The organism is Pseudoalteromonas sp. T1lg48, from assembly GCF_002964785.1.
Classification (GTDB): Bacteria; Pseudomonadota; Gammaproteobacteria; order Enterobacterales; family Alteromonadaceae; genus Pseudoalteromonas.
The window spans coordinates 103742-130274 of record NZ_PQCC01000018.1 but is presented as its reverse complement, the minus strand read 5'-3'; the positions used below and the strand labels follow the sequence as shown (position 1 = coordinate 130274).

23 protein-coding genes are annotated in these 26533 nt (G+C 49.3%); 5 read left to right on the top strand and 18 right to left on the bottom strand.

Annotation, left to right across the window (positions count from 1 at the left end):
- Positions 1–76: 76 nt before the first annotated feature.
- The 13 genes from C2M29_RS09845 to C2M29_RS09790 form a co-directional block, all read right to left on the bottom strand.
- The gene (locus C2M29_RS09845) at positions 77–742 is read right to left on the bottom strand and encodes a hypothetical protein (protein ID WP_105189619.1); all 666 of its coding nucleotides are present in this window, start codon (positions 740–742) and stop codon (positions 77–79) included.
- Positions 743–853: 111 nt separating this feature from the next.
- The gene (locus tag C2M29_RS09840; protein ID WP_105190233.1) at positions 854–1348 is read right to left on the bottom strand and encodes a hypothetical protein; all 495 of its coding nucleotides are present in this window, start codon (positions 1346–1348) and stop codon (positions 854–856) included.
- A 128-nt stretch (positions 1349–1476) separates the two neighbouring features.
- On the bottom strand, positions 1477–1812 hold the full coding sequence (locus C2M29_RS09835) for a threonyl-tRNA synthetase (protein WP_158684706.1): 336 nt from the start codon (positions 1810–1812) through the stop codon (positions 1477–1479).
- Positions 1805–2020 (bottom strand): glycine zipper domain-containing protein, encoded by a 216-nt coding sequence (locus C2M29_RS16595; RefSeq protein WP_147712359.1) that lies wholly within the window; start codon positions 2018–2020, stop codon positions 1805–1807. The genes C2M29_RS09835 and C2M29_RS16595 overlap by 8 nt, the downstream gene beginning before the upstream one ends.
- A gap of 126 nt (positions 2021–2146) precedes the next feature.
- Positions 2147–2551, bottom strand: coding sequence for a hypothetical protein (locus C2M29_RS09830; protein WP_105188984.1), 405 nt, complete (start codon positions 2549–2551; stop codon positions 2147–2149).
- Between the two features lie 111 nt (positions 2552–2662).
- On the bottom strand, positions 2663–2989 hold the full coding sequence (locus C2M29_RS09825) for a DUF6572 domain-containing protein (RefSeq protein WP_105189617.1): 327 nt from the start codon (positions 2987–2989) through the stop codon (positions 2663–2665).
- Between the two features lie 427 nt (positions 2990–3416).
- Positions 3417–4997, bottom strand: coding sequence for a glycogen synthase (locus tag C2M29_RS09820; protein ID WP_105189616.1), 1581 nt, complete (start codon positions 4995–4997; stop codon positions 3417–3419).
- Positions 4998–5002: 5 nt separating this feature from the next.
- Positions 5003–6295 carry a glucose-1-phosphate adenylyltransferase gene (gene glgC / locus C2M29_RS09815; RefSeq protein WP_105189615.1) on the bottom strand — a complete coding sequence of 431 codons (1293 nt, stop codon included), beginning with the start codon at positions 6293–6295 and terminating at the stop codon, positions 5003–5005.
- A gap of 1 nt (position 6296) precedes the next feature.
- Positions 6297–8786, bottom strand: coding sequence for a glycogen/starch/alpha-glucan phosphorylase (locus tag C2M29_RS09810; protein WP_105189614.1), 2490 nt, complete (start codon positions 8784–8786; stop codon positions 6297–6299).
- The gene (gene glgX, locus C2M29_RS09805) at positions 8783–10897 is read right to left on the bottom strand and encodes a glycogen debranching protein GlgX (protein ID WP_105190232.1); all 2115 of its coding nucleotides are present in this window, start codon (positions 10895–10897) and stop codon (positions 8783–8785) included. The genes C2M29_RS09810 and glgX overlap by 4 nt, the downstream gene beginning before the upstream one ends.
- Positions 10878–13112 carry a 1,4-alpha-glucan branching protein GlgB gene (gene glgB, locus C2M29_RS09800; RefSeq protein WP_105189613.1) on the bottom strand — a complete coding sequence of 745 codons (2235 nt, stop codon included), beginning with the start codon at positions 13110–13112 and terminating at the stop codon, positions 10878–10880. The genes glgX and glgB overlap by 20 nt, the downstream gene beginning before the upstream one ends.
- Positions 13102–15114, bottom strand: coding sequence for a 4-alpha-glucanotransferase (malQ, locus tag C2M29_RS09795; protein ID WP_105189612.1), 2013 nt, complete (start codon positions 15112–15114; stop codon positions 13102–13104). Before malQ ends, glgB begins: the two co-directional genes overlap by 11 nt.
- Before the next feature lie 8 nt (positions 15115–15122).
- Positions 15123–15422: an isoamylase early set domain-containing protein gene (locus C2M29_RS09790; RefSeq protein ID WP_105189611.1), complete on the bottom strand. Its 300-nt coding sequence runs from the start codon at positions 15420–15422 to the stop codon at positions 15123–15125.
- 424 nt (positions 15423–15846) lie between these two features.
- Here C2M29_RS09790 and C2M29_RS09785 point away from each other — a divergent pair, with 424 nt between their 5' ends.
- Positions 15847–16545, top strand: a complete 699-nt coding sequence (locus C2M29_RS09785) for a lytic transglycosylase domain-containing protein (protein WP_158678960.1) — start codon at positions 15847–15849, stop codon at positions 16543–16545.
- Between the two features lie 5 nt (positions 16546–16550).
- Positions 16551–17087 (top strand): DUF2937 family protein, encoded by a 537-nt coding sequence (locus C2M29_RS09780; protein ID WP_105189609.1) that lies wholly within the window; start codon positions 16551–16553, stop codon positions 17085–17087.
- 21 nt (positions 17088–17108) lie between these two features.
- Here C2M29_RS09780 and C2M29_RS09775 read toward each other — a convergent pair whose 3' ends face one another.
- The 4 genes from C2M29_RS09775 to C2M29_RS09760 form a co-directional block, all read right to left on the bottom strand.
- Positions 17109–17669: a DUF922 domain-containing protein gene (locus C2M29_RS09775; RefSeq protein WP_158684705.1), complete on the bottom strand. Its 561-nt coding sequence runs from the start codon at positions 17667–17669 to the stop codon at positions 17109–17111.
- A gap of 116 nt (positions 17670–17785) precedes the next feature.
- Positions 17786–18199, bottom strand: coding sequence for a GFA family protein (locus C2M29_RS09770; protein WP_158684704.1), 414 nt, complete (start codon positions 18197–18199; stop codon positions 17786–17788).
- A gap of 241 nt (positions 18200–18440) precedes the next feature.
- Positions 18441–21131 (bottom strand): insulinase family protein, encoded by a 2691-nt coding sequence (locus C2M29_RS09765; protein WP_105189606.1) that lies wholly within the window; start codon positions 21129–21131, stop codon positions 18441–18443.
- Between the two features lie 157 nt (positions 21132–21288).
- Positions 21289–21999 carry a hypothetical protein gene (locus tag C2M29_RS09760; RefSeq protein WP_105189605.1) on the bottom strand — a complete coding sequence of 237 codons (711 nt, stop codon included), beginning with the start codon at positions 21997–21999 and terminating at the stop codon, positions 21289–21291.
- A 549-nt stretch (positions 22000–22548) separates the two neighbouring features.
- On the opposite strand from C2M29_RS09760, the gene sbcB reads away from it, so the two are divergent.
- Positions 22549–23994, top strand: a complete 1446-nt coding sequence (sbcB, locus tag C2M29_RS09755) for an exodeoxyribonuclease I (protein ID WP_105189604.1) — start codon at positions 22549–22551, stop codon at positions 23992–23994.
- A 31-nt stretch (positions 23995–24025) separates the two neighbouring features.
- Here the strand turns inward: sbcB and C2M29_RS09750 are convergent, their stop codons facing one another.
- Positions 24026–24910 (bottom strand): NAD(P)-dependent oxidoreductase, encoded by an 885-nt coding sequence (locus tag C2M29_RS09750; RefSeq protein ID WP_105189603.1) that lies wholly within the window; start codon positions 24908–24910, stop codon positions 24026–24028.
- 95 nt (positions 24911–25005) lie between these two features.
- Between C2M29_RS09750 and C2M29_RS09745 the strand changes: the two genes are divergently transcribed.
- Together C2M29_RS09745 and C2M29_RS09740 are read left to right on the top strand one after the other, a co-directional pair.
- On the top strand, positions 25006–25518 hold the full coding sequence (locus C2M29_RS09745) for a glutathione peroxidase (protein WP_105189602.1): 513 nt from the start codon (positions 25006–25008) through the stop codon (positions 25516–25518).
- Positions 25484–26464 (top strand): 2-hydroxyacid dehydrogenase, encoded by a 981-nt coding sequence (locus tag C2M29_RS09740; RefSeq protein ID WP_105189601.1) that lies wholly within the window; start codon positions 25484–25486, stop codon positions 26462–26464. The genes C2M29_RS09745 and C2M29_RS09740 overlap by 35 nt, the downstream gene beginning before the upstream one ends.
- Positions 26465–26533: the final 69 nt, after the last annotated feature.

Below are 26533 nucleotides of genomic sequence, written 5' to 3'. Positions count from 1 at the left end.
TACGCTTGGCTAAACTTAGCGAAGAATGAGCGCCAGCCAAGCAGTAAGACGTCCATTTTAAACAGTTTGTTAGGCTTTATTTAGCACAATTATTTAATGTAACCTTATCAGCCAAATAGCTTTTTAAATCAGACAAATAAATACCGCGTATAACGCGAACAGAGTATTCTGAAATAATAGAAAAATCTTTAATAGTTTTTAGGTCTTCTGAAGAGAAGGATTCTATTGCGTGCAAAACATATTCATCTGCACCATCGTATTTTATCTCCCTATTTAGCTTGGATATTTCACAAGGAAGCCAGTTAGGGGTGTCATTGACGCTTAGCATGGGAAGTGTTGGTTTATCGTTTACATCAAAAGCAATTTCCTTAGGACTATATCTAGGAATTATAAGGTCTTTTCCATTGCTTTTTAGTAAAAATAGATAAGGTACGTCATCAAAGTATGTAGCCAATCCATAATGACTGGTTGTGTAAGCCGTAACAAATTTTGATTGGATATGCCCGTAAATAACTTCTTCTACTTCTATGGTAAGTTTGAGTGGAGGTGGATCTAAAGAAATGCATATTCGATCTTTAGCGCATTCACTTTCGAGCTCAGATAAATATTCGCCTTTTTCTATATGCCCCCAAACGATGGTGTACTCAGGCTTTAAATTCACAAAGTCGGGGTAGCCAACTTCACTAACGCTAGAACAAGCGCTTAAAATCAAAAAAGATAACGATAGTAGAAGTAACTTCATAATGCCCTGATATAAATGCCTAACGCCCCAAGCAGGGGCAAGTACATGCAGGCTAAAATACGGAACGAAGTGACGGGAGCCTGCATGTAATTGTCCCGCTGACTTGGCTTGTTAGGTGTGCTTTAACCTTTTGTACGAAAGATATGTAACTAAAGGGAAAAACATTACTAGCATGTCGATAAACAACCGAAATATTGCATACAAGTACACATTCGCTTGGTCCTGAAACCAGTCATGATCAGTTGTTTGACTCTTTGAGTCATATACAACAACGCTTTTGAAAAATGGACCTAATCGGTTGCTCATTTTTATGTAATTTAGTGTGTACTCGCCATTCTCCGAAGGGACTAACTCCCACAACCAAAAAAAATGTTCGGGACATGGTTGCCAATCACAAGCTAGTAGCTTGTTTGTAGGTAACTTGCCAAATTCATTGAAATAATTATCAATTTCTAAAGCTCTATTTTTAGTGCGCTGAATTTGAAGCCTTGTGTCATTTGCTGTTGTTTTGGCATCTAAAACTAAATTACTAAAATCGAACCAAGCGAAAAACAATCCAACGAATAAGAATGGTATCGAAACTATAATTAATGCTCCGCGCTTCATTGCACACCTAACGCCCAATTAAGGGGTGAACAACGCCTCCACCCAAACCTAAAATATTGTGCCATAAACACTAAATTTGAAGTAGAAGCAAAAATGCCAAGCGTTGTGAATCCCTCTTAAATTGCTTGTTAGTTGCTTTCTTCTGCGGGCACTTGGTCATTAACACTTTCGCTTTCTTTTGTTGGCTGAATAGCGTCACGATGGAAGCCTTGTGCTGATACAGCAAAAACCGCGAGACCACTTACAAAAATATAGATATCTATGCCTGAAATCATAGCCTTGGCTTCGGGGAAAAATACACCTGCAATCAAAAATGCACCACAGACGATACCACTTGCTTGAAACACGCTATTTATCATAACTGCATGATTAAACTCCGTACCAGTTTTCAAACAGCGCCATAGATATAAAAGAACTAGAAGTAGTCCCAAGATAGCAGAAGGAATAAGCATTACTTTATCCACGGTTCCCTCCTTTTGGCTTATTATCGTTTGATGGTGTTTTTTTCTTTTCCGCTCGTTTGGAATCATTGACTGATTCACCAAGAGCAGCGCCAATTACACCACCAATAATTGCTCCAAAAGGTCCACCTAAAGATGCCCCCAATATTGCTCCACCAACAGCAGAACCTGTCGTTCTTGTATTATCTTCTTCAGATCTTTTATTAGACATAAAACCTCCATGTAATTTTGATGTTCGCCAAGCAACTAACGCTTTACTAATGGGCTGCCGCAGCGCAGCGTAGGCAGTCCCGTGGAGGCCACGCTGTTTGTGGCCGGAACGAAATTTAGTAACTTGTTATATAGCCTTGCGTAACCAAAGTAGATGCAAAACTATATGAATAAACAAAAATAAAGCAGGGCATAAAAACAAATAAATCCCAAACCAGCCACTAACGAGTGTAAAAATTTCACCGTCAAATTTAACACCTGACCAATAGGTAAATACCAGGGATATTAAGCCTAAAATAAGAAATACCAACCGCGTTCTAAGATTAAGCTTTAAACCCCAACTTACTGAAGTTAAAGCAATATAGCCTGCAATCCCAAATAGCGAAGTCAGAATCCATTTAAGGCTAAATGTTATCGGTAAATCAAAAATACTGCCTAGTGCACCAATTAAAGCAAAGCATGCGAGTAAAACCAATAAAGTTGATGGCACCCAGGCAAAAACAGTAGTTAACCCAATCAGTAGATTTCTCATAAGCCTCTTAGGCTATATAACGCCTCAATATGGGGCGCATAAATGCATGGCTATACTTAGCGACGAAGGAGCACAAGCCATGCGTTTTGCGTCCATGCCATAATTGACTTGTTAGCTTTCAATTGCATACCTTAGCCTGATGTTGAGCCTATCGTTTAAGAACACATCTGCTTTTTTAAAAAAACTAAGTGCTGCATTGACTGGTTCAAATCCGCAGGCAATTAAAATGGAAACCTCTTTATTTTTGGTGTCAGGAAAATCACTGAACAATTGTCCTGATTCCACAAAAGAAATATACGTATTCAATTTCTGTTGCAATGCTAATAAGTGTTCTTGTGGCTCTGACCAATCAAGATGATCAGTAATCAGTAACACCACATCATTATGTTCATCGCTGCGAATGACTGAGTCAATCGTTTGGCTATCAGTTATAGACATACCATCCTTGAAAGCTAACAGCTTATTAGTGCGAATTCCCGGTTAAGGAAGTTATCCACAACCTCACCATTGCCCACTAATAAACTTTTTTATTCAATAATAGCAATAAGTTATCAGGTGTTTTGTTCACACGCAATCAAGAAACGAGCCTGAAAAAACGAGCCTTCACTTATTCGAGCCTTGCGTGGCTCGCTATGTACTTTATTTTTGCCAATTAAAATCAGTAACCTATCTCTTATTACCACATAATCGAGCCGTTTTTGTGTATTACATAGCGTGCCAAAACAAGCACAATTGACGCGTTTTTACTTATCCATGTTTTTGAGGATATGGGACGAAGGTCTTTTTCTGACACCGAGCCGAGCATATGTTCGGCCCGGTGTCAGAATCGGGAATCAAGGATATGGCTGCGCAATACTAAAGCGAATTAATCTCCATAAAGCTCGCTTAAATAGGCTTTGGCGGCCTCATGCCAGCTAAAGCGACATTCTCTGGCGTTTGCGCATAGCTCTTGCCAGCGCTGGGGCTGATCTTTGTGCATGTCCAGAGCGCGAATAAGGCACGCCAGTAACTGCTCGCTCTGCTGTGCTGGGCTGTCGCCATTAAACACAAAGCCGTTGTCACCTTCTCTCACCGTGTCCTTTAAGCCGCCAACGCCATGCACCAAACAAGGAGTACCGCTGCGCAGCGCCAGCATCTGGCTGATACCACAGGGCTCAAACGAGCTTGGCATAAAGAAGAGCTCACACAGCTCATAGATGGCATCACTAAGTGCCAGGGAAAAGCCGTTGATAAAGAGGAAGTTATCATGTCTGGCCATGGCTTGAGTCATGAGCGCTTCATAGTCTGGGTCACCTGAGCCAAGCATAATAAAATGCTTTTGTTCTTTAGCCAGTTCATCGAGCACCGCATCGATAACTAAAGTTCCTTCTGACGATGCCATAGGCTGTGCCAAGGGCTTTGCCAATCGCTGCGCTAACAAGGCGACCTTTTGCGACGTCACCCGTCCCACCGAACCCAACCAGGGTTTAATTTGCAACTGCTGCCATTGTTGCATGCGCACATGGGCAATATAGTGACCGCTGCTTAGTTGTGGCAACTTGGCCATGGCCGAAAACAACGCCTGCTGCGTTAATGGCCAAAGCGCCTTAGGCGGATAAGACGCGGCCTCTTGTTCATAGTCACAACCGTTTAATATGCCAACCAAACGACCTTGTTGATGAGCCTTTTGCAACTCACCCTCTAAGCCCTCACCGCCGATAAAGCCCCGCTCTGGGTCGCTCGGTTGCAATACTTCCTCAACATACGTTGGCGACACCAGGTGAATTTTATCGCACAAAGTAATGGCCGCGCGCACCGGGTTATAGCAGTGCAGGTAGTGCGGATCGCAGATTTGCTGACCATCATAACCCAGCCAGGGGAACCAGGTTTGCAGCGATGACTCATCGCCGCTAAACGGGCGCGTGCCCTGCAGCGCCAGGTTATGCACCGTATAAACGGTGCGCAACCCTTGCAAGCACTCATACTGAGGCGCAAACGCCCTTAGCACTGCCAAGGTGGCGCTGTGCCAGTCATGCAGATGCAGCACATCAAGAGCGCCAAAGGCACCCTGCTTTATGGCCTCGGCCACCCCCACGCAGAATAATGCGAACTTGCTGGCATCCGCAGCGAAGGGGCGATTATCCGTGTCATTGTGATACACCTCGGCGCTATTAAGCCAAGGGTGGCTCAATACATAGTGCGTCACCCCCTGCTCCACCAGCACCCGATATAAATTCAGGGTTAGCTGATTGCCGGCAAAGTTCACCGAGTATTGACCGCAAAGCGTGCGCTCAGCTAACTCCAGGCAGGCGTACTCGGGAAGCACCACCTGTACCCCATTACCGCTGAGACCTGCATTTACCTCGGCGATGGCCTTTGACACCTCGGCAACCACATCGGCAACGCCCCCTACCTTGGCGCCGCTAATCGCGGCGCTTTCGCTACTTACAAATAATACTGCACTCATAAGAACTAGGCCCTTTGCTGCTCGGCGCTGTTGGTCTTTGCCGCCAAGGCCGCGAGCATATCGCGGGTCACCAGCACGATGCCGTTATTAGACACCCTAAAGCCGTTGGCGCGGTCCTGATCATGGTCGACGCCTATGTGCAGACCCGCCGGAATCTTACAGCTGCGGTCGATGATCGCCCGTTTTATACGGCAATTGCGGTTAACCACCACCCCGGGCAACACCACCGCCTCTTCTATTTCACAGTAGGAATGCACATAGACATTGGAGAACAACAGGGATTTACGCACCGTTGAACCGGAAATAATACAGCCGCCGGATACCGTGGAGTCCACCGCCATGCCGCGACGGTCATCATCATCGAAAATAAACTTGGCCGGCGGCAGTTGCTCCTGATACGTCCAAATTGGCCAGCTTGGGTCATAAAGATCAAGCTTTGGCTCTGGCGATACCAGCTCCATGTTCGCCTCCCAGAACGAGTCCAGGGTGCCCACATCGCGCCAATAGGGTTGCCCCGACATATTCGGGTCGGTAAACGGAAAGGCAAAGACCTTATGTTTATCGATAAGTGCAGGAATAATGTCGTGACCGAAATCACGGCCCGAGCAGGAATTTTGTGCATCCTTTTTTAATTGCTCGAACAAAAACTCGGTGTTGAACACATAGTTACCCATGGATGCCAGACAGCGGCCACTCTTGCCGGGAATTTCATTGGGCACCGACGGCTTTTCATCGAAGCGGCGGATTTGATTATGTTCATCCACCGTCATCACCCCAAAGGTGTTCGCCGCGTCCTGACTATCCACCTCGATACAACACACCGTCATGTCGGCACCCGTTTCCACATGCTTGGCCAACAGAGCACCATAGTCCATGCGATAGACATGATCGCCGGATAAAATCATCACATAGCGCGGCAAGTCGTGGCGAATAATATCCATATTCTGGAACACCGCATCGGCGGTACCACAATACCAGTCATCACCGTAACGCTGCGACGCCGGTAGAATTTCCACCGACTCACCCAGCTCCTTTTTGAAATGACCCCAGGCGCGTTGCACATGGCGAATAAGCGAGTGCGACTTATACTGAGTAGCCACGCCGACACGGCGTATACCTGAGTTAATACAGTTTGAGAGCGGAAAGTCGATGATCCTGTGTTTGCCGCCAAAATACACCGCCGGCTTGGCACGCCAGTCGGTGAGCTCGTGCAGGCGCGAGCCTCGGCCACCGGCGAGGATCAAGGCATAGGTATCACGGGTCAGGTTACTAATATAGCGATTGGCATAACTGGGCATACTATTCTCCTTGGGGTGAAGCAATCGGGCTTAGGCGCCAAATCTCTTGACTGTATTGGGCAATGGTTCGGTCACTGGAAAACGGGCCGGATGCGGCGGTGTTTAACACACTCATTTGCGTCCAACCTTGTTTATCCTCGTAGGCTTTGCTGACGCGCTCCTGCGCCTGGCAATAATCGGCAAAGTCGTAACAGGTCAGCCAGGGATCCGAATCGCTGTAAAGCGCCGCCAGGATTGAGTCGAAGATCCCCGGCTCACAGAGGTTGAAATGGCCGCTTTTTAGCAGCGCCAGCACGGCGGATAAATTCTCATCTCCGGCGATGATGTCCTTGGCGTTGTAGTGACTGCGAATGGTATCGACCTGATCAATCTCGGCACCAAATACAAAGAAATGCTCGCCCCCCAAGGCGTCACGCATCTCCACATTGGCACCGTCCAAGGTGCCTATAGTAATTGCGCCGTTCATCATAAATTTCATATTGCCGGTGCCCGAGGCCTCCTTACCCGCAGTGGAGATTTGCTCGGAGAGATCCGCCGCCGGACAAATGGTTTCCATGGCGGTGACATTATAGTTGGGCAAAAACGCCACCCTGAGCCAGGGCCTGGCTTTGGCATCGTTATTGATGGTCGCCGCCACATTGCTGATCAACTTGATGATCTGCTTAGCCATAAAATAGCCCGGCGCCGCCTTGCCACCAATGAGCACACAGCGCGGCACCATGTTGTCGGTGTCGCCATCACAAATGCGTCGATACAGATGGATAACGTGGAGAATATTGAGCAACTGGCGTTTGTATTCGTGAATGCGTTTAACCTGAACGTCAAATAGCATGTTGGCGTCAAATTCGACACCGCATTGCGACTGCACCAGGGCGCACAGGCGCTGCTTATTGGCCTGTTTTACCTGCTGCCACTGGGCCAGCAATTGCGGCTCGTCATAATAACGGCGCAGTTTGCTGATGTCGCTGAAGTCATCTTGCCAGTGCGATCCTATCTTGCTGGTGATCAACGCCGCCAGCCGGGGATTGCAATGCATCAGCCAGCGCCTTGGGGTCACCCCATTGGTCTTGTTATTGAATTTATGCGGCCATAACTCGTAAAAGTCTTTAAACAGGTTTTGGCGCAGTAACTGACTGTGCAGCGCTGCCACGCCATTGACCGAGTAACTGCCAACGATGGCCAGATACGCCATGCGCACCTGAGGCTCCGCGCCCTCCTCGATTAATGACATCGCTCTTTGCTTGTCACTGCACCCAGGCCATTGCTTGGCCACCTCGACGAGGAAACGGGCATTGATCTCATAGATGATCTCAAGCAAACGCGGTAGCAGCCTGGCAAACAAGGCCACCGACCATTTTTCCAAGGCTTCCGGCAACAGGGTGTGGTTGGTGTAGGCCATGGTTTTAGTGGTGATATCCCAGGCCTGCGGCCAGTCGAGCGCGTGCTCATCAATCAGCAAACGCATCAACTCGGCCACGGCAATACTCGGGTGGGTGTCGTTAAGCTGAAACACGTGATAATCGGCAAACTCGGTAAAATCGTCGCCATGCTTTTCACACCAGATCTTCAGCCTGTCCTGCAAGGACGCACTGCATAAGAAGTATTGCTGGCGCAGGCGCAACTCTTTGCCGTTTTCCGAGGCATCGTTGGGATAGAGCACCATAGAGATCTGTTCTGCCAGGTTCTTCTTCGCTACCGCCTCGGCATAGCCCCCGGCATTGAATTCACTCAGGTCAAACTCATCGGTGGCTTCGCTTTTCCATAGTCTTAAGGTGTTGACCACGTCATTGCCACTGCCCGGTACAGGCACATCGTAGGGCACGGCAAACACATCATGGGTGTCGACCCACACGCGATGGCTGCGCCCGCTGGCGTCCTTATACACTTCCACATGGCCGAAAAATTTAACCCGCACCGTTTGGTCCGGCGCCGGTAGCTCCCAGGGGTGACCCTCATGCAACCAGTGATCCGGTTGCTCTACCTGATAGCCATTGTCCAGGCGCTGATTAAACATGCCATATTCATAGCGAATACCGTAACCGGTCACCGGCAGCCCCATGGCCGCACAGCTATCGAGAAAACACGCCGCCAGGCGCCCAAGGCCGCCATTACCCAGGCCGGCATCGTGCTCGGCATCGGCCACGTGCTCCAGCTCGGCGCAGTAGTTTGCCAATGCCGCCGTAACTTCATCGGCCAAATCGAGATTTAAAATGGCGTTATTCAGGCTGCGGCCAATTAAAAACTCCAAGGACAGATAGGAGACGCTGCGTTTGTCGGCATTGTCATTACGGGTATGACGCATGCGTGCCACCAAGCGGTCGCGTATGGTCAGCGCCAGAGCCTGATAAAGATAATGCTGCGACTCCCCTACCTTGTCGCGACCCAGGGTGTAGTGAAAGTGCCGAGCCAGGTCGACGGCCAGGGTTTGGCTGTCGAGCAAGGGGGCTTCTTGCCAGTCGTAGGGTTGGCATTGTGGTGCAGGTTTTGTCATGCTGAAGGTCTCACTATTTGCGGCCAGGGAATATTGCTAAATACCGAGCTGGAACCCGGGCTCAGGGTCAGTTCGTCGCCCTCGTAGAGGTCCGGTGGCGTGCGCTTATCGCTCTCACCCAAGGTGTGGCTATCACTGCTGAGTACGCAGTGCCAGCGCCCTGGTACGCACTCATCACCAGGTTCGGGCGCATCTGAGCTCAAGACCAAAGGCGGCAAACGCAAGGTGCGTTCACTGCCACCTCGGTGTAACACTATGGCCAAACTCTGCTGACGCTCGTTATCGACCAGGGTGTAGATCAGGGTATGCAGGCTGGCATCGTGCCAATCCTGGGTTTGCATTTGTGTGCCATCGGGGCGATACCAGAGCAAACTAAAGCGGGGATCGTCCGGATGGACATGCCTGTCCAGGGTAAAAATGGCGAAGTAACGACGTAAGGTCAGCACCTCGCTGATAAAACTCGCCAAGGGATGGTGACTGTTGTAATCGTGCCAGGCCAGCCAGCTAATGGCGTTATCCTGACAATAGGCATTATTATTGCCGCCCTGGGTATGACCTAGCTCACTGCCGGCACTGAGCATGGGTACCCCCTTAGAAAGCAGCAGGGTAAGCAGCAGATTCTTTTGTGCTTTTAGGCGACGCGCCTTAACTTGCGGGTCCTGGCTATGCCCTTCGACACCATAATTACAGCTGTAGTTAGCACTGTGGCCATCGCGGTTATGCTCGCCATTGGCCTGATTATGCTTGTGCTCATAACTGACCAGATCGGTCAGGGTAAAACCATCGTGGCTGACAATAAAATTAATGCTGCTGCTCGGGGGGCGATTGACGAAGATATCCGCCGAGCCATGCAGGCGTTTGGCCAGCAGCCCCAACATATCGGCATCGCCGCGCCAAAAACGGCGCACCACATCACGATATTGGTCGTTCCACTCCCGCCACGGCGGCGCGAACGCCCCCAGTTGATAGCCGCCCGGGCCTATATCCCAGGGCTCTGCAATGACCTTGGCGCGGCGCAAAATGGGGTCTTGCGCCAGACATTGAAAGAAACTGTGGGCAGCATTAAAACCGCGTTTATTGCGACCAAGGATAGGCGCCAGATCAAAGCGAAAACCGTCTACGCCCAATACCTGGTACCAGTAGCGCAGGCTATCAAGCACCAATTGCAGGGTTTGCGGATGCTCCAGCGCCAGGGTATTACCGCAGCCGGTGTCGTTGATATACTGGCCTTGGCCATCAAGGCGATAATAGGCCCGGTTATCAAATCCGCGCAGGTGACAACAAGGCCCAAGCAAGGCGCCTTCACTGCTGTGGTTGTAGACTACATCGATGATCACCTCCAAACCCTCGCTGTGCAGCTTGCTGACCATCTCGGTAAACTCCTGCACTGGGTGATCCAGGGCATAGTCCCGATGCGGAGCAAAATAGCTCAGGGTGTTGTATCCCCAGTAATTACTAAGCCCTAACGGCGCCAAAAACGGCTCACTGATAAATTCGTGTACCGGCATCAGCTCGACACTGGTGACCCCTAAGGCCTTCACATGCTCAATAAAGGTGTCTTCGGCCAAGGCTAAAAAGGTACCGCGCTTGGCCGGGCTAATGCAGTTGTGGCGCGCCGACCAACCCTTAACATGGCACTCGTAAATCACCGTTTCCGACCAGGGGATGTCTGGGCGCTTGCCGGTATAAGGGGTCGCCTGACATACCTTGGATTTAGGCATAAGATGCGCATTGTCCAAGGGGCATAAAACGCCCTGCTCATCGATGGCGCGATGGCGCACGCTGGGCTGAAACTCCCCATGGAGCGCATAACTATATGGATCGATAAGGAGCTTATTGGCGTTGTAGAGCTGACCTTGTTGTGGGGCAAATGGGCCATGCACCCGATAGCCATAGAGCTGCCCCGCGTGAAGGCCATCGATTTGCACACTCCAAAGCCCGGCTTCGCCGCGATGCAAAGGCACTCGAGCCACTTCGCTATGGCCGGAGTGGTCATACAGGGACAGAGACACAGACTCAGCATGCTCGGCAAAAACACAAAAGTTCACGCCCTCGGCATTGACCGAAGCGCCCAAGGGGTCAGTTTTGCCGTTACGGGTTAGCCACTGCATCGACTTCGCGCTCCCACAGCAAATAAATACTGGCCAGTGGTCCCAGGCTTAGTTGCAGCGAGTAAGACTCCTGTAACCAAGGCACCGGCTCGGCGTCAATCCCAACCTCTTCATCAGCGATTACGGCCACCCCGCTGCCGCCATAGCCCTGGTCGTCACTGTTGAGCAACACCCGGTAGCGCCCCGACTCGGGTAAGGGGACGCGAAAATCATGGTGCACCTGAGGCGTAAAGTTATGCACGCAAACCACCTTCTGGGCACCATCGCGCGCTGTGCGCACAAAGCTGAAGATACTGTGCGCGCTGTTATCGCCATCCAGCCAAGTAAAGCCATTGGGGTCACGGTCGTTATCATGCAAAGCCCGGAATTGACGGTACACCTGGTTCAAGTCGCGCACCCAGCGCTGTATGCCCTGGTGACTGTCATGCACCAGCAAATCCCACTGCAAGGACATGTCGTGGTTCCATTCATGGTGCTGCGCAAATTCGCCGCCCATAAACAGTAACTTTTTGCCCGGGTGAGCCCACATAAAACCGTAGTAGGCCCGCAGATTAGCGAATTTCTGCCAAAGATCCCCGGGCATCTTATGTAACAAGGAGCCCTTGCCGTGTACCACCTCGTCGTGACTGAGCGGCAGGATAAAGTTCTCGCTAAAGGCGTAGACCAATGAAAACGTCATTTCATGGTGATGGTATTGACGATAGATGGGGTCGAGCTGCATGTATTTGAGCGAGTCATTCATCCAGCCCATATTCCATTTATAGCCAAAGCCCAGGCCGCCATGCTCAACGCTGTTGGTGACACCGGGCCAGGCGGTGGACTCTTCCGCCACCATCATGATCCCCTGGTTGCGGGCATAACAGACACTGTTGATTTGCTGCAAACAGTCGATGGCACCGAGGTTTTCGCGGCCACCGTATTTATTCGCCAGCCATTGGCCATTTTCGCGGCTGTAATCGAGATACAACATGGAGGCGACGGCATCGACACGCAGGCCATCGACGGCGAACTGTTCCAGCCAATAGGTGGCATTCGACACCAAAAAGCTACGCACCTCTTGGCGCTCATAATTGTAAATATAGGTGTGCCAATCCGGGTGGAAGCCCTGGCGGGTATCCGCATGCTCATATAAATGGGTGCCATCGAAACGGGCCAGGCCATGGCTGTCGCCGGGAAAGTGCCCGGGAACCCAATCGAGCAGCAGGCCAATCCCCGCGGTGCGGCATCGTTCGCAAAAATAGGCGAAATCCTCGGCGCTGCCAAAGCGTGCACTCGGCGCAAACAGGCCTATGCCCTGATAGCCCCAGGAGCCGTCAAAGGGATATTCGCTGATGGGCATCAATTGAATATGGGTAAAGCCCATGTCCTCAACATAAGGCAGCAGTTGCTCCGCCAGTTCGCGATAGGTTAAATACACGTTATTTTCACCGCGCCGCCAGGATCCGAGGTGCACCTCGTAGATGCTAATGGGCGCATCAATGGCATTGCGTTCACTGCGCTGCTCATAATAGTCGGGACTCAGCGGGGTAAGCCTTGGCGCAGCGGTGACTATGGATGCGGTGGCCGGGGGCTTTTCCATGGCCAAGGCATACGGGTCGGCCTTAACCAGGTGCTCACCTAAGGCACTGTATATGGAGAATTTATAACAGCTACCCGGCGGCACCGAGGGAATAAAAATAGCCCACACGCCGGAGTCATCGACGCGACTAAGGGGATGCTGGCGCTTATCCCAATGGTTAAAATCGCCTATTACGCTCACCGCCTGGGCATTGGGCGCCCACACACTAAAACGTACGCCCTGGATGCCATCGATATCCATGGGGTGTGCGCCTAAATGGCGCTGCGCCTGCTGCTCTTGCCCCTGGCGAAAATAATAAAGATCGTCCGCATTTAACCCCAAGGGCAGACTAAAGGGATCCGCCTCCTGACGGGTTAAATGCGGGTAGCGAATAAGCAGCTCGTAGGGTTCAAACCGGGCTTTACTGGGCGCCAAAAACAGCGCTGAGTCGCCATAACGCTGGGCCTCGGTTGTGCCCGTTGTAAACACCACCGCCACAGACTCGGCACCGGGTTTATAAACTAGAATATACCAGGCGCCATCTATGCATTGATGACCCAGCAACTGGCGCGGCTCGCCCACTCGGGCCTGTTCAAGAGCCGCCAGGGCATCGTCTAAATTAACCGGGTACTCGAATTTGCTCGCGCTACGTGCCATGTCTTGCTCTACCTAATTGCTGAAGAAGGGATGCCTGGCGGGCCAAAATAGCACCGCCCTGGGTGCTTAGTTGCCGTCGCCAATTGGGATATTGGGTATGGGTGCCGGGCACATTGACCGCCACGTGCTGGTTGTCCAGATCATCGAGTTGCAAGGTGAGCAGGCGACTAGGTGCCCTTGCCAATACCTGGCACAGGGCCGAATAAATGTCTTCACTCGCCGACTCCAGGTTGCACTGCTGACCTTGTTCACTGAGTAGTTCAAGCAACTGCCGGCGCTGACTCTCACGCTCGCCATACATGTCCTGTGCTTGTTCGTCACTTATTAGCTGCAGTTCGATAGCCTGGTCGATATCGCTCCCCTGCCACCAGGCAGCAAAGGGCGGAAGATCATGATTGCTGATCATCAACAGCGTCTGCTCGGGCAGCTGCTTTGGTGCAAAAAAACCCTGGTGATCACGACAGAAATAAAACACCGTGTTGGTTAATACCCGCGATTCGGCTAACGCCGTTTGCACCTGTGGCGGCACCACCCCCAGGTCTTCACCGATAATGGCGCAACGCTCTTGATGACTGAGGATTTTCACCACCGCCAACAGTGCATCAAATGGGTAGTACACATAACACCCTTGTTGGTCGGCCAGGCACCACCACAGGCGTCGCAGAGCCATGACGTGATCGATGCGCAGCGCCCCCACATCGTGCATATTGGCGCGTAACAGGCTTTTAAAATACGCAAAATGATCGGACGCCAAACGTTTGGGGTGCAAAGCCGGCATGCCCCAATTTTGCCCCTGTCGGGCAAAAGGATCCGGTGGCGCGCCTATCTCGGCACCCTGAGTAAAATGAGACTGGTATTGTCGATATTCACCGCTACTGCGGGTAACGCCTACGGCGAGGTCGTTAATCAAACCGATGCGCATGCCACTGGTAATGGCCAATTGCTGGCAATGTTTGCGCTGCAACCAGGCCTGCCACTGCCAGTATTCATCCTGCTCCGAGCTGCCACTTGGCAGGGTATCCAGGGCATCGCGACGAGCGCTTTGAAAACGCCTAAAGGCACTGCGACGCTCGACACAGGCCGATGCACAAAAATTATCGTAAAGACGCTGTAACAAGGGCCACTTCAAGGCATAAACCCGCTCATAATCGAGCCAGGGCGCATTAGCCAAACTCTGATAGTGTGCGTGTGCCTCGGCCAAGTCGTGGCGCAGTTGCGGGTCGCAATCTTCACTGAGCTCAATACTGATGTACAAAGGATGCAATAACAGCCGACTCACCGGGCTGTAGGGGCTGACGGCCTGCGCCTGTGTGGTGTCGAGCAGATGCAAGGGATTCAGTAAAAGGTAATCGATACCCAGCTCTGCTGCTGCGACCACTAAGGCGGCTAAATCGGAAAAATCACCAATGCCAACACCACGCTCGCTGACCAAGGTATAGAGCCCAAAGGATAAGCCCAGTAGCTTTTGCACCGGCACTTTTGCGTGCGGTGCAAAACAGTGAGGTTGGTAGCTATATTCAGGCACCCACCATAACTGGGTGTCGGCGAGTTGTTCACCGATATTCACCTGGGCATCGTAAAAGCCAGGGGCGAGCCAGTTGAATGGCAGGTTAAAGGCCAGTTTTAAATACACTTCGTGGTCGAGATGGTAGTCACCCACAATCTCGCCCTCGGCCAACGACCAGTGCAATTGTTTATCGCCCTCAAGCAACTGCAAATGAACACCGGCGTTATTTTGCTGATACTGCGAGCGCGCCACCCGCACCAGAAGGCGTGGCTGGTGCTCGTTGACCAAGGTGGTTTCATCAACCAACTGCTGCCAGGGAGCTGCATCCAGGCGATAATTAAGCGCTGTGAGGGCCGCCAAATTGGTGCCATCTACTTCCATGGCCGCCAAGGCTTGGCTGCGCACCGCTGGACTAAAGCGCAGCAGCTCACCTTCATAGCTATGATACTCATAGCCAACCCCCATGAGGTAACAGGCCTGAGCAAATGCATCCATAACTGGTGCTAGCTCAGATAGGTCGAGACAACACTGTTGTCGGTGCCAAAGTCGTTGGCGACATAGGCATCGGCCTGGTGGTCATTGTCCCACTGCTCATCATTGATTAAATAGCGAAAGTGAAACTCGCTGTTTTTCGGCAAGCGCAGCTTAGTGCGAAAGGTGTGATCTTTTTTTGAATACTGCATGGCCAAGGGTTGCCATTGATTAAACTCGGCGACCAGAGCGACCGCTTCCGCATCCGGGTGCTTATATTCAAAAGTGACTTCGGCTTCTTCTTTGGTTTTAAAAAAGCGTTTTTTTAACATAGCTGGGCTCCAAATAGGGTTGAATATTCGATCGCCACATCAATGTGCTATGGATACTGCTAAGCAAATCGGTGTGTTTTGCAAAGTTTCAATCAGGCTAACAGGCAAATATGGACGCTTTATTACAGTGCAGCCCTCGCGCCAAAATAGTGCAATTTTGGTTGTTAACCCTGGTTTTTATTAAAAACCTCTGCCTCCCTACACTCTGAGCATGAACAATGCCAACTTAAAAAAGACGCCAATTCATTTGTTAGGCAATTGTGCACAAAATGTGTTTTGGCCCGATTAGCCGTGTTTAAAAGCAAGGCGCATGAAAAGCTAACACTCTGGTCATTAAGCAAAAATTCATTTAAGTGGTAAATTCTCATCCTAAATCATGAGCCTGTGCTAAACTCAAAGATGATTCAAAATGCGAGCACACACCATGGAAAGACCCTTTTCGTTCAAACTTAATGCCTTGAAAGTGTTTGTATTATTTGCCGTATTAGGGACAACATTTGCAGTTCAGGCGCAATCCACCATCTATCATTACTACAACCAACAAGGGATCGCGGTTTTTACCGATGCCAAACCCAAAGTCCGCGGTTTTGAGGTGGTAGAATTGAAGTGTGCCCAGTGCGAAGAGAAATTAGCCGCCTGGCACAGAACTCCCCTGTACACAGAAAAGTATCATCAGCACCTGGTTGACGCCGCCAAAGAGCACGGCATCGATCTGGCACTGCTTAAGGCAATCGTGCATGCGGAGTCCAACTTTAATCCCAAGGCCGAATCCCATAAGGGTGCCAAGGGCCTAATGCAACTTATGCCGCTGCTGGTTAAAGAGTTTAATATTAACGATCCCTTCGACCCCGCGGAAAACATTGCCGCCGGCAGTGCCTATTTCGCCCATTTGTTAAAGCGTTTTAAGGGCAATGCCAAACTTGCGGCCGCAGCCTACAATGCCGGCCCCAGCAATGTGGTGCACTATGGGGGCGTGCCCCCGTTTAAACAAACCCGTGCCTTTGTGCAGCGTATCGATATTTTGCGAAATCGCTATCGCCAACATTTTGAGGAGCAAAACTTGATAGCCTCGCAATTGACGGTGAATAATGACACACTGGAGCAATCTGCTACTTCACCTTAAATTCTATGATGTTAAATATCGTCCGTTGGTGCCGTAATTACTTACGTCTGTGCGTATTCTTTATCGCCGCGCTAGTTGGCCTTCAGGTACCTGGATTTAAAGACGATTATGGACATGCGCTACGTGCGGCCATGGTTGAGACCAACGCCGCGGTAGCGCCTTTTAAAGACGATGCCGAGCAGTTTTTTGATGGCTCCCTCACCAAGTTATTGGCCCATTATCAGCAAAGCGCCGACCCAGTTTATGCCAAAGGCGGCGATAATCTCGCCACCCTGTTACAGCGCAGTGAGACGCTGCAAAACGCCCTCAATGAATTTAGCCAACACCCCTATCTGCATCTGGTGCGCTCCCCCGTGCCAAGCATAGGCACCCAGGTCTGGCACAATTACACGCCGCAAATTCAGTTGAATCTTGAGGCCTTGGCCAGCGCGGTTATTTTTGCCCTGCTCGTCAGCTGGACCATAGAGGCGTTATTTGTGCTTATGGTGCTTGCCCTGATGCGCGCCGCTCGCATGTTACGCCCCGCTCGGACTCAAGCTTAATAAGCCGAACCTTGGTGGTGCCTAGTTAAGGTGATCCACCAGCCAGGCATTTTCCGAGCGCCCAAATTCGGTCTGCTGTTGTAATTGCTCCAACGCCAGTGCCAACTCGTTCTGTACCTGCTCGCTGATGCGCTGCGCCTGCTGTTCCAAGATTCGACAGTTGCCCAGCTGGGGTAAAGCCTCTAATTGCTTATCGAGACGCTCGGCGGCGGCAATGATCATCACCCCCTGCTTACGCTGATATTCGGCCAGGTGTGGATACCAACGGGACCAGAGTTTCTTCACCGCCTCGCTGTAGCTATCTAGCTTGGGTAAGGTATATTCGATTTCTACCCTGGTGGTGAGTTTATTCACCTGACACTGACGGGCCCGGCTATTAAACCAAAACTCCCAGCCGATCTGATGGTGAGTATAACCATGCTCGACCCGAGTACCGCGTTTCACCGGCGAGGCAGAATCCACCGCGACCAGCAATTCACTCAACACGTCGGCATAGACGGGATAATTTTGCGTACTCTGCCTGACATCGAGTTTGCCGTAGGCCGGCAGAGATAAAAACATAACTACAAGAATAAGACGCACACTACTTCCTAGGTCACGGTTACGGCCACCACTTACGACCGTAACCCCATTCTTTATGCTAAATAATTATGGAAGCTTATATCATGGCTTCATAACAGAATAATGACAGTATTCAGTTATTTGCTCTCTTTGGGCGGATATTCCTCATAGGTCGGTAACAAGGCAATATATTGCTGCCACCCCTGTTGGCGCGAAGTGAAAATATGGGCATTGGGCTGGGGCAGCTCACCATTATCGACGCTGCCGGCGGGCACCATCACCACGCCCTGCTCCTCAACTAACAAGGGCAAGGAGGAGCCGCAAACGCTGCAAAAACACTTTTCATGGCGGCTGTCGTCAACACGATAATGGGTCAAGAGTTGCTCGCCCCGCATCCAGTCAAGCTGAGCCGCATCCATAAAGACGATGGCACCATGAGCGGAGCCCGTACTTTTTTGGCAGCGATGACAATGGCAAAGATAAAAACCACTCACCTCACCGCTCACACTGTAGCTGGCGCCACCACATAGGCAGCTTCCGTGTAATTCCATAAATATCTCCTGGTTAATTATCATTCACGTCCTAGCAAAGTGTAGCCCAAGGATTGTAGGTGTGAGAGGCTATGCAATAATGAGGAAAAATAAGTAACACGTAGGGTTAGATAGGGTTAGATGATTGCATCTAGCGTTAAATGCAGAGCCCGGTGATAGCTCCTAGAGATAATAGACCTAAGTTTTTTTAGTGCCTAGGTGTCAGGTTCAATTTGCTGCTGGCGTTGAAATCATAATTAGCTTAATTTACAGTAACCTTAATTCTTGCTGCCTTTTGTTCAACGATGAGGCTCTGATACAGGGCTAGGAATCTAGCCTGATCAAGTAAAGCCAATCGCTGAGCTATTTCTTCACGTGCAGCAAAGCCACCGATAACTTCCTCATTCAGCACAGCTTGATGTTTATGCACATTGGCAAAGGGAGTTAACAGCGCGGTACGCACCGATGCTCTCACCTTGTTAAAATCACCTTCATCTATGTTCTTTAGGCTCTCATGATAACTTGCCAAGAACACGGAAACTTCGCTGCAAAGGCGTTTAGAATCATAATTTGGTGACTGCACCTGGAAGGATAAAAACGGCCCTTCCCACCCTTGTATTAGCTCCGCGGAAACGAAGTAACCAAGCTGCTTTTTACTGCGCAGTTCGTTATAAAAATCTTTACGTATAATGGCGCTCAATAGGTACGCAAAGGCAGGATTATCCCGTAAATCAACGGTAAGGGCACAAACGCCATCATCATAACTACTATTTAAACGATGACTTGTTTTTAGTTCGAGTTTTGGTGAAAGAGCTTTAAACTCCTTGGGCTGTAACGAGCTGGTATTGAAGTACCGAGCCAGGTGTTTCTGGTTAAAGTCACCAATTAGCACCGCTCTAAGTTTATAGTTTGCCGGCTGCAAATGATGCCACTGGGTGTAGTCGTCAAAAGTAACATGGCGCAAATAATCCAGCGAGCCGTTGGTAAGGGAAAACCGCGCTTTCACTACATCCTGTATGCGCCTTCTGACTCTGGACTCCAAGCTCCCTTGCAAAATGCCGTCAACTGCAGCCAAGCTTGCTTCCCTGGCGCGGTTAAATTCAGGCTGTGACACTTCATTACTGTAGACTTGGTGCAATATGTTGTTAATGATCTTTTCAAAATGAACTGAATTACCTGATACATCTATTTTGTAGCCTTGGGATGTTGCGCTGATCCTCACTTTATAGCCCGCGCTTTGGGCATGATAGAGAAAGTCGCTTAATTCAAACATGAGCGCTTGGATCTTGATAACCCTGTTCAGGTAGGACGCCTCATCAGCTTCCAAATCTTCGCGAAATGCAAAAATACTCAAAGAAGAAATGGCCTCAGCCTGATGTGAACCACTCTCAACCCATATATCTAAATCATGCCCCTGAAAGTAGTGTTTTTCAGATAACGTTGATTCGGGTCGAGCTGGGGTTTCACTGTACTCGGGATTAAGAAAGGGATTGGCCTGTGGCAGCGAATAAGCTGTTTTATTCTCAAGGTCGTTCTTTATAAGCTTTATATTTTTGAGCTTATATTGGAGTTTATAGATAGGCGATATCTTGTCTGTATTCGCCTCAGGAGATGTTTTAACAATCAAAGCATTCTCCGTGGATAAGAACCCCTTAAATTTATTGATGTCATTCGAGGTAACATACTGCGGTTTGTAGAGTTTTGACTCATCTATCCACGCATTTACGGGAAGATAGAACATCCTTTCGTTAATCAAAGACGCTCTGTCGCCCGGTTCAATATCCAATTCCTGGCGAGCACTCAGTTGTGCTTGATATTTCAACTCTAGAAAATACCGCAAAAGCTCTTCAGAGTGTTGTAGGTATGCAATATAGGTAAATAGCTCGTTGACGATTAAATCAGTATTCTGTAAGCCTTTGTCAGTCAACTTTAAATACACATCAAGCAGACCGTAGTCAGCGTCACCCAATAAATTCACGTTAAGCGAAGTGATCAAGCCCTGATCATACAGGTGCTGATACAAAGAGCCTTGGGTTTCTGTCCCTAGATAGTTGAGGACTAACTGGTTAACTTTATTTTTTTCATAAAAATACTTAGACGGTATTGGAAATAAAACATCTAAAGACTTCGATGTTCCTCTGGATTTCACATTAACTAAATTCAGTTTTGGGCGCTCCCAGACCAAGCCCTTATCTGATCTATTGTTTGCAAGCCCTTTTCTAATTATCGAAAGCTCCTTTAGCGCTACCCTCTCAAGCTCCGCTATTTGCTGGTTGGAATAAAGCACCACCTTTATATTGGTACCAACATAGTACGTTTGATGAAAGTTAACTAACTCTTGTTGTAGGTTGTCTGGGAATTTATCAAATATGCTTTTATTACCAACATCAAACTTAGCGGCAGTATGACCTTCTTTCATTCTTCCCTTGATGACTTCAAGGGTGCCACGCCACTCATCCATTGATTTCCCCGAAAACTCGTCATCCACAGCCTTTATTGCCGTTGTCATGATGCTGTCATTGATAATCGGGTTTTCAATTGCATCGGCGAGTCTATTTACCGCCGACTCAAACTCGCTGTTATTAACTTGAAAGTGGTATCGGGTGTGATCCGTTCTTGTTGAACCGTTTGACCAACCATTGTGCTTTTTAAAGTAATGATTGAATGAACCTAGTTGAGGATATTCTTTGCTCCCTAGGAGTACGGCGTGCTCTAGCAAATGCGCAAGCCCAGCTAGATGTTCGGGATCATCTCCCGAGCCCGCTTGAACTATCAAAGATGCAGCCGAGACAGGCGCCACAGGATCTGAGATTAAATAGACTTCAACACCGTTAGCCAAAGTGAGTTGTTTATAACTTTCTTCGGCAAAAGCCGGCCCTGAAAGATATAGTGCGATAAGGAGGAAAACGACAAACAAACCTTTATTCGCTTTAACATTGTGTATCCCTGTCATCCTTGAAACTTCCTAAATCTCTTAATGTCACTTTGTTTGCTAAAGGCTTACCTGCCATAGCTATCCAGCTAACCGAGGGTGAAACTCTAAGTTAACTAGAATTATTATATTGTGAATGGGTGCCTTACTTACTAGCCTAGCTGGTAATAATTGACATTTAACGTATTAAAATATTTGACTCTGTTATTGATGTCACTATTACGCCATAGAAGGTTCCATTTTCCTCAAGAATTCTCAGCACACCGCCATGCGTATTGTTATTAAATGAATCTGAAGATGAAAGTTCAGATAATGCGGTCTTTACTGACAACTTGTCTCTGGACTCGAACATAACACCGCAGATCATATCTGAGCATTGCATATCATTAATAAATATACCGTCAGCTTCGGTAGCGTAATTTACAATTTCTTGATTAAGATTTTCCATAACATCCACCGAACGAGCTTGGGTCATTGTGTTAGGCAAGCTAGATATAAACCAAGATAACTGCTCTCTATCCATTGAGTCGATGGGAGCCGAGTCCATGTAGAGTTTTCCATCCGCTTCAGTAATCAATTCATCAAAACTATCAAGACTAGGCTTAACTTGGTCTTTAGTTTGAATGTCGTTATCTTCTGGCTTTAGCTGGTGTTGTTCCTCGCTATTTACTTTTTGAAGCGTTGATAAACTGCCATCCTGAGTATCTTCGCTTAAAGGCTCTGAGCTCCTGGCATTATCTTTATGAGTCGATTGCATATTTGAACTTAAATCCTGCTCAACAATATTCAAAGCAACCGACGGCTGTTCATCGAACTCAAAAGCGATTAAAAACACTAATGCAACTAATAAAATTGAGGCTAGAATAATGGCTGGTGTTTTACGGTTCATTAATACTTCCTTATATGAAATGAGAAATCATGATAATACAGCGTACCTTATCATGTATCTTTTTAAGTGCGGCTTATTCTATCTTGTCCGCTTCTTCAATAAGCATTCCTACTTTACGCCCAATGCGTCTGTGACATTTCCATCACCGTCCACACCATATGCATTCTGACACTTAAATGTTCCATTGCTTGTTAGTAGCAATAATGCCGACAGTTAATAAGATACTTTTATAATTTTCATCATTATCTACTTGATAATCAGCGTTTAACATTTCAACATATCAATTTATTGTCAATAGACATCATTGATAAAGTTAATACTTTGACGGTTTTTTATTGCGTTTAACTGTAATCCCACCAATCCAGAGTTGCTTCACTAATTTGTATGCGGCAGGCATATTATGAGTCGCTAATAATATCACTGCTTGCTAATCCCACCGCCAAGCACAACTCCACACTTTGTGACTATGACTTGCTATGTAATAATGACGGAAATCATAAGTAACATGCAGTTACGCGGTTACAGACAAGTTAGGCGAAAGGATCGACAATGGCGCATAACGGCGACGAGCAGAGCACAATCTACTGGCACGACTATGAGACTTGGGGGGCGAACCCGCAAAAAGACAGGCCGAGTCAGTTTGCCGGTATTCGTACCGATCTCGATCTGAATATTATCGGCGAGCCGCTGATTGAATACTGTCGTCCGGCGCCTGACTATTTACCTCATCCCGAGGCCTGCCTGGTCACAGGCATTACCCCGCAACATGCGCTGCGCCACGGCCTGAGCGAGGCGGAATTTATCGCCAAGATCCACGAAGAATTCAGCCAGCCCAACACCTGTGTGGCCGGCTATAACAGCATTCGTTTCGATGATGAAGTCAGCCGTTACACCCTGTATCGTAACTTCTACGACCCCTATGCAAGGGAATGGCAAAACGGCAATAGTCGCTGGGACATTATTGATTTGGTGCGTGCCTGCTATGCGCTACGCCCTGAGGGTATAAACTGGCCGCGTAAGGAAGACGGCAGTGTCAGCTTTCGCCTAGAAAAACTCACCAAGGCCAACGGCATAGAGCATGCCGATGCCCACGATGCCTTAAGTGATGTTAAGGCCACCATTGCCCTGGCCAAGCTGGTTAAAGAGCGCCAGCCCAAGCTATATAACTTCTTTTTCGGCCTGCGCCATAAAAAAGCGCTGTTGCAGATGGTGGACGTATTCAATATGACACCCCTGGTGCATACCTCGTCGCGTATTCCGGCAACGCAGGGCTGCACCACCTGGATTGCACCCATGAGCTTTCATCCGAGCAACAAAAACGCCGTGGTCTGCTTTAACCTGACACAAGACCCCCAACCCTTGCTCGATTTATCCGTCGAACAGCTGCGCGAGTACCTTTATACCCGCCGTGACGAGCTGCCCGAAGGTCAGGCGCCCATCGGCTTAAAGCTGGTGCATGTAAACAAGTGCCCTATTCTCGCGCCGGCAAAAACCCTGTTGCCGGAAAACGCCGAACGTCTGGGCATAGACAGAGAGCAATGCCTGGAGCATTTGAAGTTTTTAAAGGCGCATCCCGAGTTGCGTGACAAGGTGGCCGAGGTATTTAATGAAAGCCGTGAATTTGCCGCCACCACCAATGTGGATTATCAACTATACAGTGGCTTTATCAGCAATGGAGATAAGGCCAAGTTCGATGTGATCCGCAGCACCTCACCGCTGGAGCTGGGGAACCTGGAGCTGGACTTTGAAGACCCGAAATTCGCCACCATGCTGTTTCGATATCGCGCTCGTAACTGGCCGGAAAGCCTGACCCCAGCGGAGCTGGATTCATGGCGTAAATACTGCCAGAACAAACTAATGCACGGAGAAGACAACCCGTCTATTAATGCTCAGGACTTTATGCTCAGCCTTGAAAATCTGGTGCATGAAAACGAGAGCAATGAGCGCAATATGGCAGTGCTCAAAGCCCTTTATCATTACGCCCAAAGCCTGTAAAAAACGGCCTGGGCGCAAGAGCAAACCCAGCTTAGTCGCTAGGGTTTAGCTTCTCCAAGCGCGCCAACAGGCTGGAGGTGTCGTAACGATTACCGCCGATGGCCTGTACATCGCCATAATATTGGTCAACCAAGGCCGTCAGCGCCAGGGTCGCGCCATTGCTACGCGCCTCATCCAGGGCGATGCCCAAGTCTTTGCGCATCCAGTCAACGGCAAAGCCAAACTCGTATTCACCCTGCAACATGGTCTTGTAGCGGTTTTCCATCTGCCAAGAGCCTGCCGCGCCTTTAGAAATGGTCTCCACTACTTTTTCACCATCTAAGCCGGCTTTTTTGGCAAAGTGTAAACCTTCGGCCAGACCCTGAACCACACCGGCGATACAGATCTGATTGACCATTTTACATAGCTGGCCACTGCCAATAGGACCAAGCAATTCGCTAAAACGACTAAATGGCGCCATTACCGGCTGCACCGCGGCAAACGCATCCGCATCGCCACCACACATTACGGTCAATACACCATTTTCGGCACCGGCCTGGCCACCGGAAACAGGCGCATCGATAAAGGCCACCTGCTTTTCTTGGGCCGCTTCACCTAGCTCACGGGCCAATAGCGCCGAAGTGGTAGTGTGATCGATTAAATAGCTGCCCGGCGCCATGGTTGCAAGGGCACCATCATCACCGTAAATCACGCTACGCACATCATCGTCATTGCCCACACACACGAATACAAATTCGGCGTCGCTGGCTGCCTGTGCGGGTGTTGCCGCACTGCGTCCACCGTATTGCTCAACCCATTTTTGCGCTTTTTCGGCGCTGCGGTTGTACACGCAAACATCGTATCCCGCTTGTTGTAAGTGACCCGCCATGGGATAGCCCATAACCCCTAGACCGATAAAGGTACATTTTTTTGACATATTTCTGACCTATTTGCCTGCTAGCCTCGAAAAAACGCACACAGTATATCAAAGGCAAAGGCTAAAAACGTCTGGTTTTAGCAAGGGAGCACTCAATGGATAGTATTTACCATTTCAACGCCACACTTATCGACGGCCAACCCTATTCATTCAAACAATTACAAGGACGTGTGGTGCTTATCGTCAACACCGCTAGCAGCTGTAACTTCACCCACCAGTACGGCGCACTGGAGCGCGTGTATCAAGACTATAAACATCAGGGGCTGGTAATTTTAGGCTTTCCCTGCAATCAGTTTGGGCGCCACGAAATTGCCGACAACGCCACCATAAAAGGCTTTTGTGAAAGCACATTTAATGTTAGTTTTCCGTTGTTTAGTAAAGTCATGGTCAATGGCCCGGACGCCCATCCACTGTTTAATTACCTCAAAGAGCATACCCGTGGCATTGCCCAAAATCGGGCAATAAAATGGAATTTCACTAAATTTCTCATAAACTCTCAAGGACAGCTGGTAAATCGTTACGCGCCACGTACCAAACCCGACACCCTAAGGTCGGTGATAGAGAGTCAACTTGATGAAATTAGCCCTATTCAGCTCGCAAAGGTATGAACAAAAGGTATTTGATGAACTCTGCCCCGCAGACGTAGATATCGAATATTTCGATGTCGGCCTTAATGTCCATACCTGCTCCCTTAGCAAAGGCTTCGATGCCGTTTGTGTTTTCGTAAATGACAACCTCAATGCCGAGGTCATAGGCAAATTGGCCGACCTTGGCATCGGCCTTATCCTGCTGCGCTGCGCTGGCTTTAATAATGTCGACCTGGCGGCGGCCAAAGCACATAACATAGCCGTGGCCAGAGTGCCGGCCTACAGCCCGGAGGCGGTGGCCGAGCACAGTGTAGCCCTGATGCTGACCTTAGCGCGCAAAACCCATAAGGCCTACAACCGGGTGCGCGAGGATAATTTCGATCTAAACGGCCTGCTTGGCTTTAACCTACACAATAAAACCGTGGGCCTGATCGGTTGCGGTAAAATTGGCCAGGCGCTGGTAAAAATACTCAACGGCTTTGGTGCCAAGGTGCTGGTCAGCGACCCGGCCGCACCCACCGGGGCCTTTACTCTGGTATCGCAAAACGAGCTGCTCGCCAACAGCGACATCATCAGCCTGCATTGTCCACTCAATGAGCAAACCCATCACATCATTAACAAACCTGCCCTGGCGACGATGAAACGCGGTGTCATGCTCATTAACACCGGCCGCGGTGCCCTGCTCGATACCAAGGCCTGTATCGAGGCGCTTAAAAGCGGACAGCTTGGTTATTTGGGCTTGGACGTGTATGAGCAGGAGTCCGAATTATTCTTTAAAGACAGATCGGAAGAAATTCTTCAAGACGATGTGTTTGCCCGTCTGCTCACCTTTAAAAACGTATTGATCACCGGCCACCAGGGCTTTTTCACCCAAGAAGCGCTGGAACAGATTGTACAGACCACTTACTTTAACCTGCACCAATTCGCCAAGGGCGACACCCTCACCAATCAGGTACTGGATATATAGGCTTAAAGCTTTTCAACAGGCACAAAAAAAGGGATATGACAGCATATCCCTTTTTTCGTTCTAGTTGGC

Excerpts from the sequence above, each read along its gene's own strand:
- C2M29_RS09845 (WP_105189619.1), bottom strand. The coding sequence starts at position 742 with ATGAAGTTACTTCTACTATCGTTATCTTTTTTGATTTTAAGCGCTTGT.
- C2M29_RS09840 (WP_105190233.1), bottom strand. The coding sequence starts at position 1,348 with ATGAAGCGCGGAGCATTAATTATAGTTTCGATACCATTCTTATTCGTT.
- C2M29_RS16595 (WP_147712359.1), bottom strand. The coding sequence starts at position 2,020 with ATGTCTAATAAAAGATCTGAAGAAGATAATACAAGAACGACAGGTTCT.
- C2M29_RS09830 (WP_105188984.1), bottom strand. The coding sequence starts at position 2,551 with ATGAGAAATCTACTGATTGGGTTAACTACTGTTTTTGCCTGGGTGCCA.
- C2M29_RS09825 (WP_105189617.1), bottom strand. The coding sequence starts at position 2,989 with ATGTCTATAACTGATAGCCAAACGATTGACTCAGTCATTCGCAGCGAT.
- C2M29_RS09820 (WP_105189616.1), bottom strand. The coding sequence starts at position 4,997 with ATGAGTGCAGTATTATTTGTAAGTAGCGAAAGCGCCGCGATTAGCGGC.
- glgC (WP_105189615.1), bottom strand. The coding sequence starts at position 6,295 with ATGCCCAGTTATGCCAATCGCTATATTAGTAACCTGACCCGTGATACC.
- C2M29_RS09810 (WP_105189614.1), bottom strand. The coding sequence starts at position 8,786 with ATGACAAAACCTGCACCACAATGCCAACCCTACGACTGGCAAGAAGCC.
- glgX (WP_105190232.1), bottom strand. The coding sequence starts at position 10,897 with ATGCAGTGGCTAACCCGTAACGGCAAAACTGACCCCTTGGGCGCTTCG.
- glgB (WP_105189613.1), bottom strand. The coding sequence starts at position 13,112 with ATGGCACGTAGCGCGAGCAAATTCGAGTACCCGGTTAATTTAGACGAT.
- malQ (WP_105189612.1), bottom strand. The coding sequence starts at position 15,114 with ATGGATGCATTTGCTCAGGCCTGTTACCTCATGGGGGTTGGCTATGAG.
- C2M29_RS09790 (WP_105189611.1), bottom strand. The coding sequence starts at position 15,422 with ATGTTAAAAAAACGCTTTTTTAAAACCAAAGAAGAAGCCGAAGTCACT.
- C2M29_RS09785 (WP_158678960.1), top strand. The coding sequence starts at position 15,847 with ATGGAAAGACCCTTTTCGTTCAAACTTAATGCCTTGAAAGTGTTTGTA.
- C2M29_RS09780 (WP_105189609.1), top strand. The coding sequence starts at position 16,551 with ATGATGTTAAATATCGTCCGTTGGTGCCGTAATTACTTACGTCTGTGC.
- C2M29_RS09770 (WP_158684704.1), bottom strand. The coding sequence starts at position 18,199 with ATGGAATTACACGGAAGCTGCCTATGTGGTGGCGCCAGCTACAGTGTG.
- C2M29_RS09765 (WP_105189606.1), bottom strand. The coding sequence starts at position 21,131 with ATGACAGGGATACACAATGTTAAAGCGAATAAAGGTTTGTTTGTCGTT.
- C2M29_RS09760 (WP_105189605.1), bottom strand. The coding sequence starts at position 21,999 with ATGAACCGTAAAACACCAGCCATTATTCTAGCCTCAATTTTATTAGTT.
- sbcB (WP_105189604.1), top strand. The coding sequence starts at position 22,549 with ATGGCGCATAACGGCGACGAGCAGAGCACAATCTACTGGCACGACTAT.
- C2M29_RS09750 (WP_105189603.1), bottom strand. The coding sequence starts at position 24,910 with ATGTCAAAAAAATGTACCTTTATCGGTCTAGGGGTTATGGGCTATCCC.
- C2M29_RS09745 (WP_105189602.1), top strand. The coding sequence starts at position 25,006 with ATGGATAGTATTTACCATTTCAACGCCACACTTATCGACGGCCAACCC.
- C2M29_RS09740 (WP_105189601.1), top strand. The coding sequence starts at position 25,484 with ATGAAATTAGCCCTATTCAGCTCGCAAAGGTATGAACAAAAGGTATTT.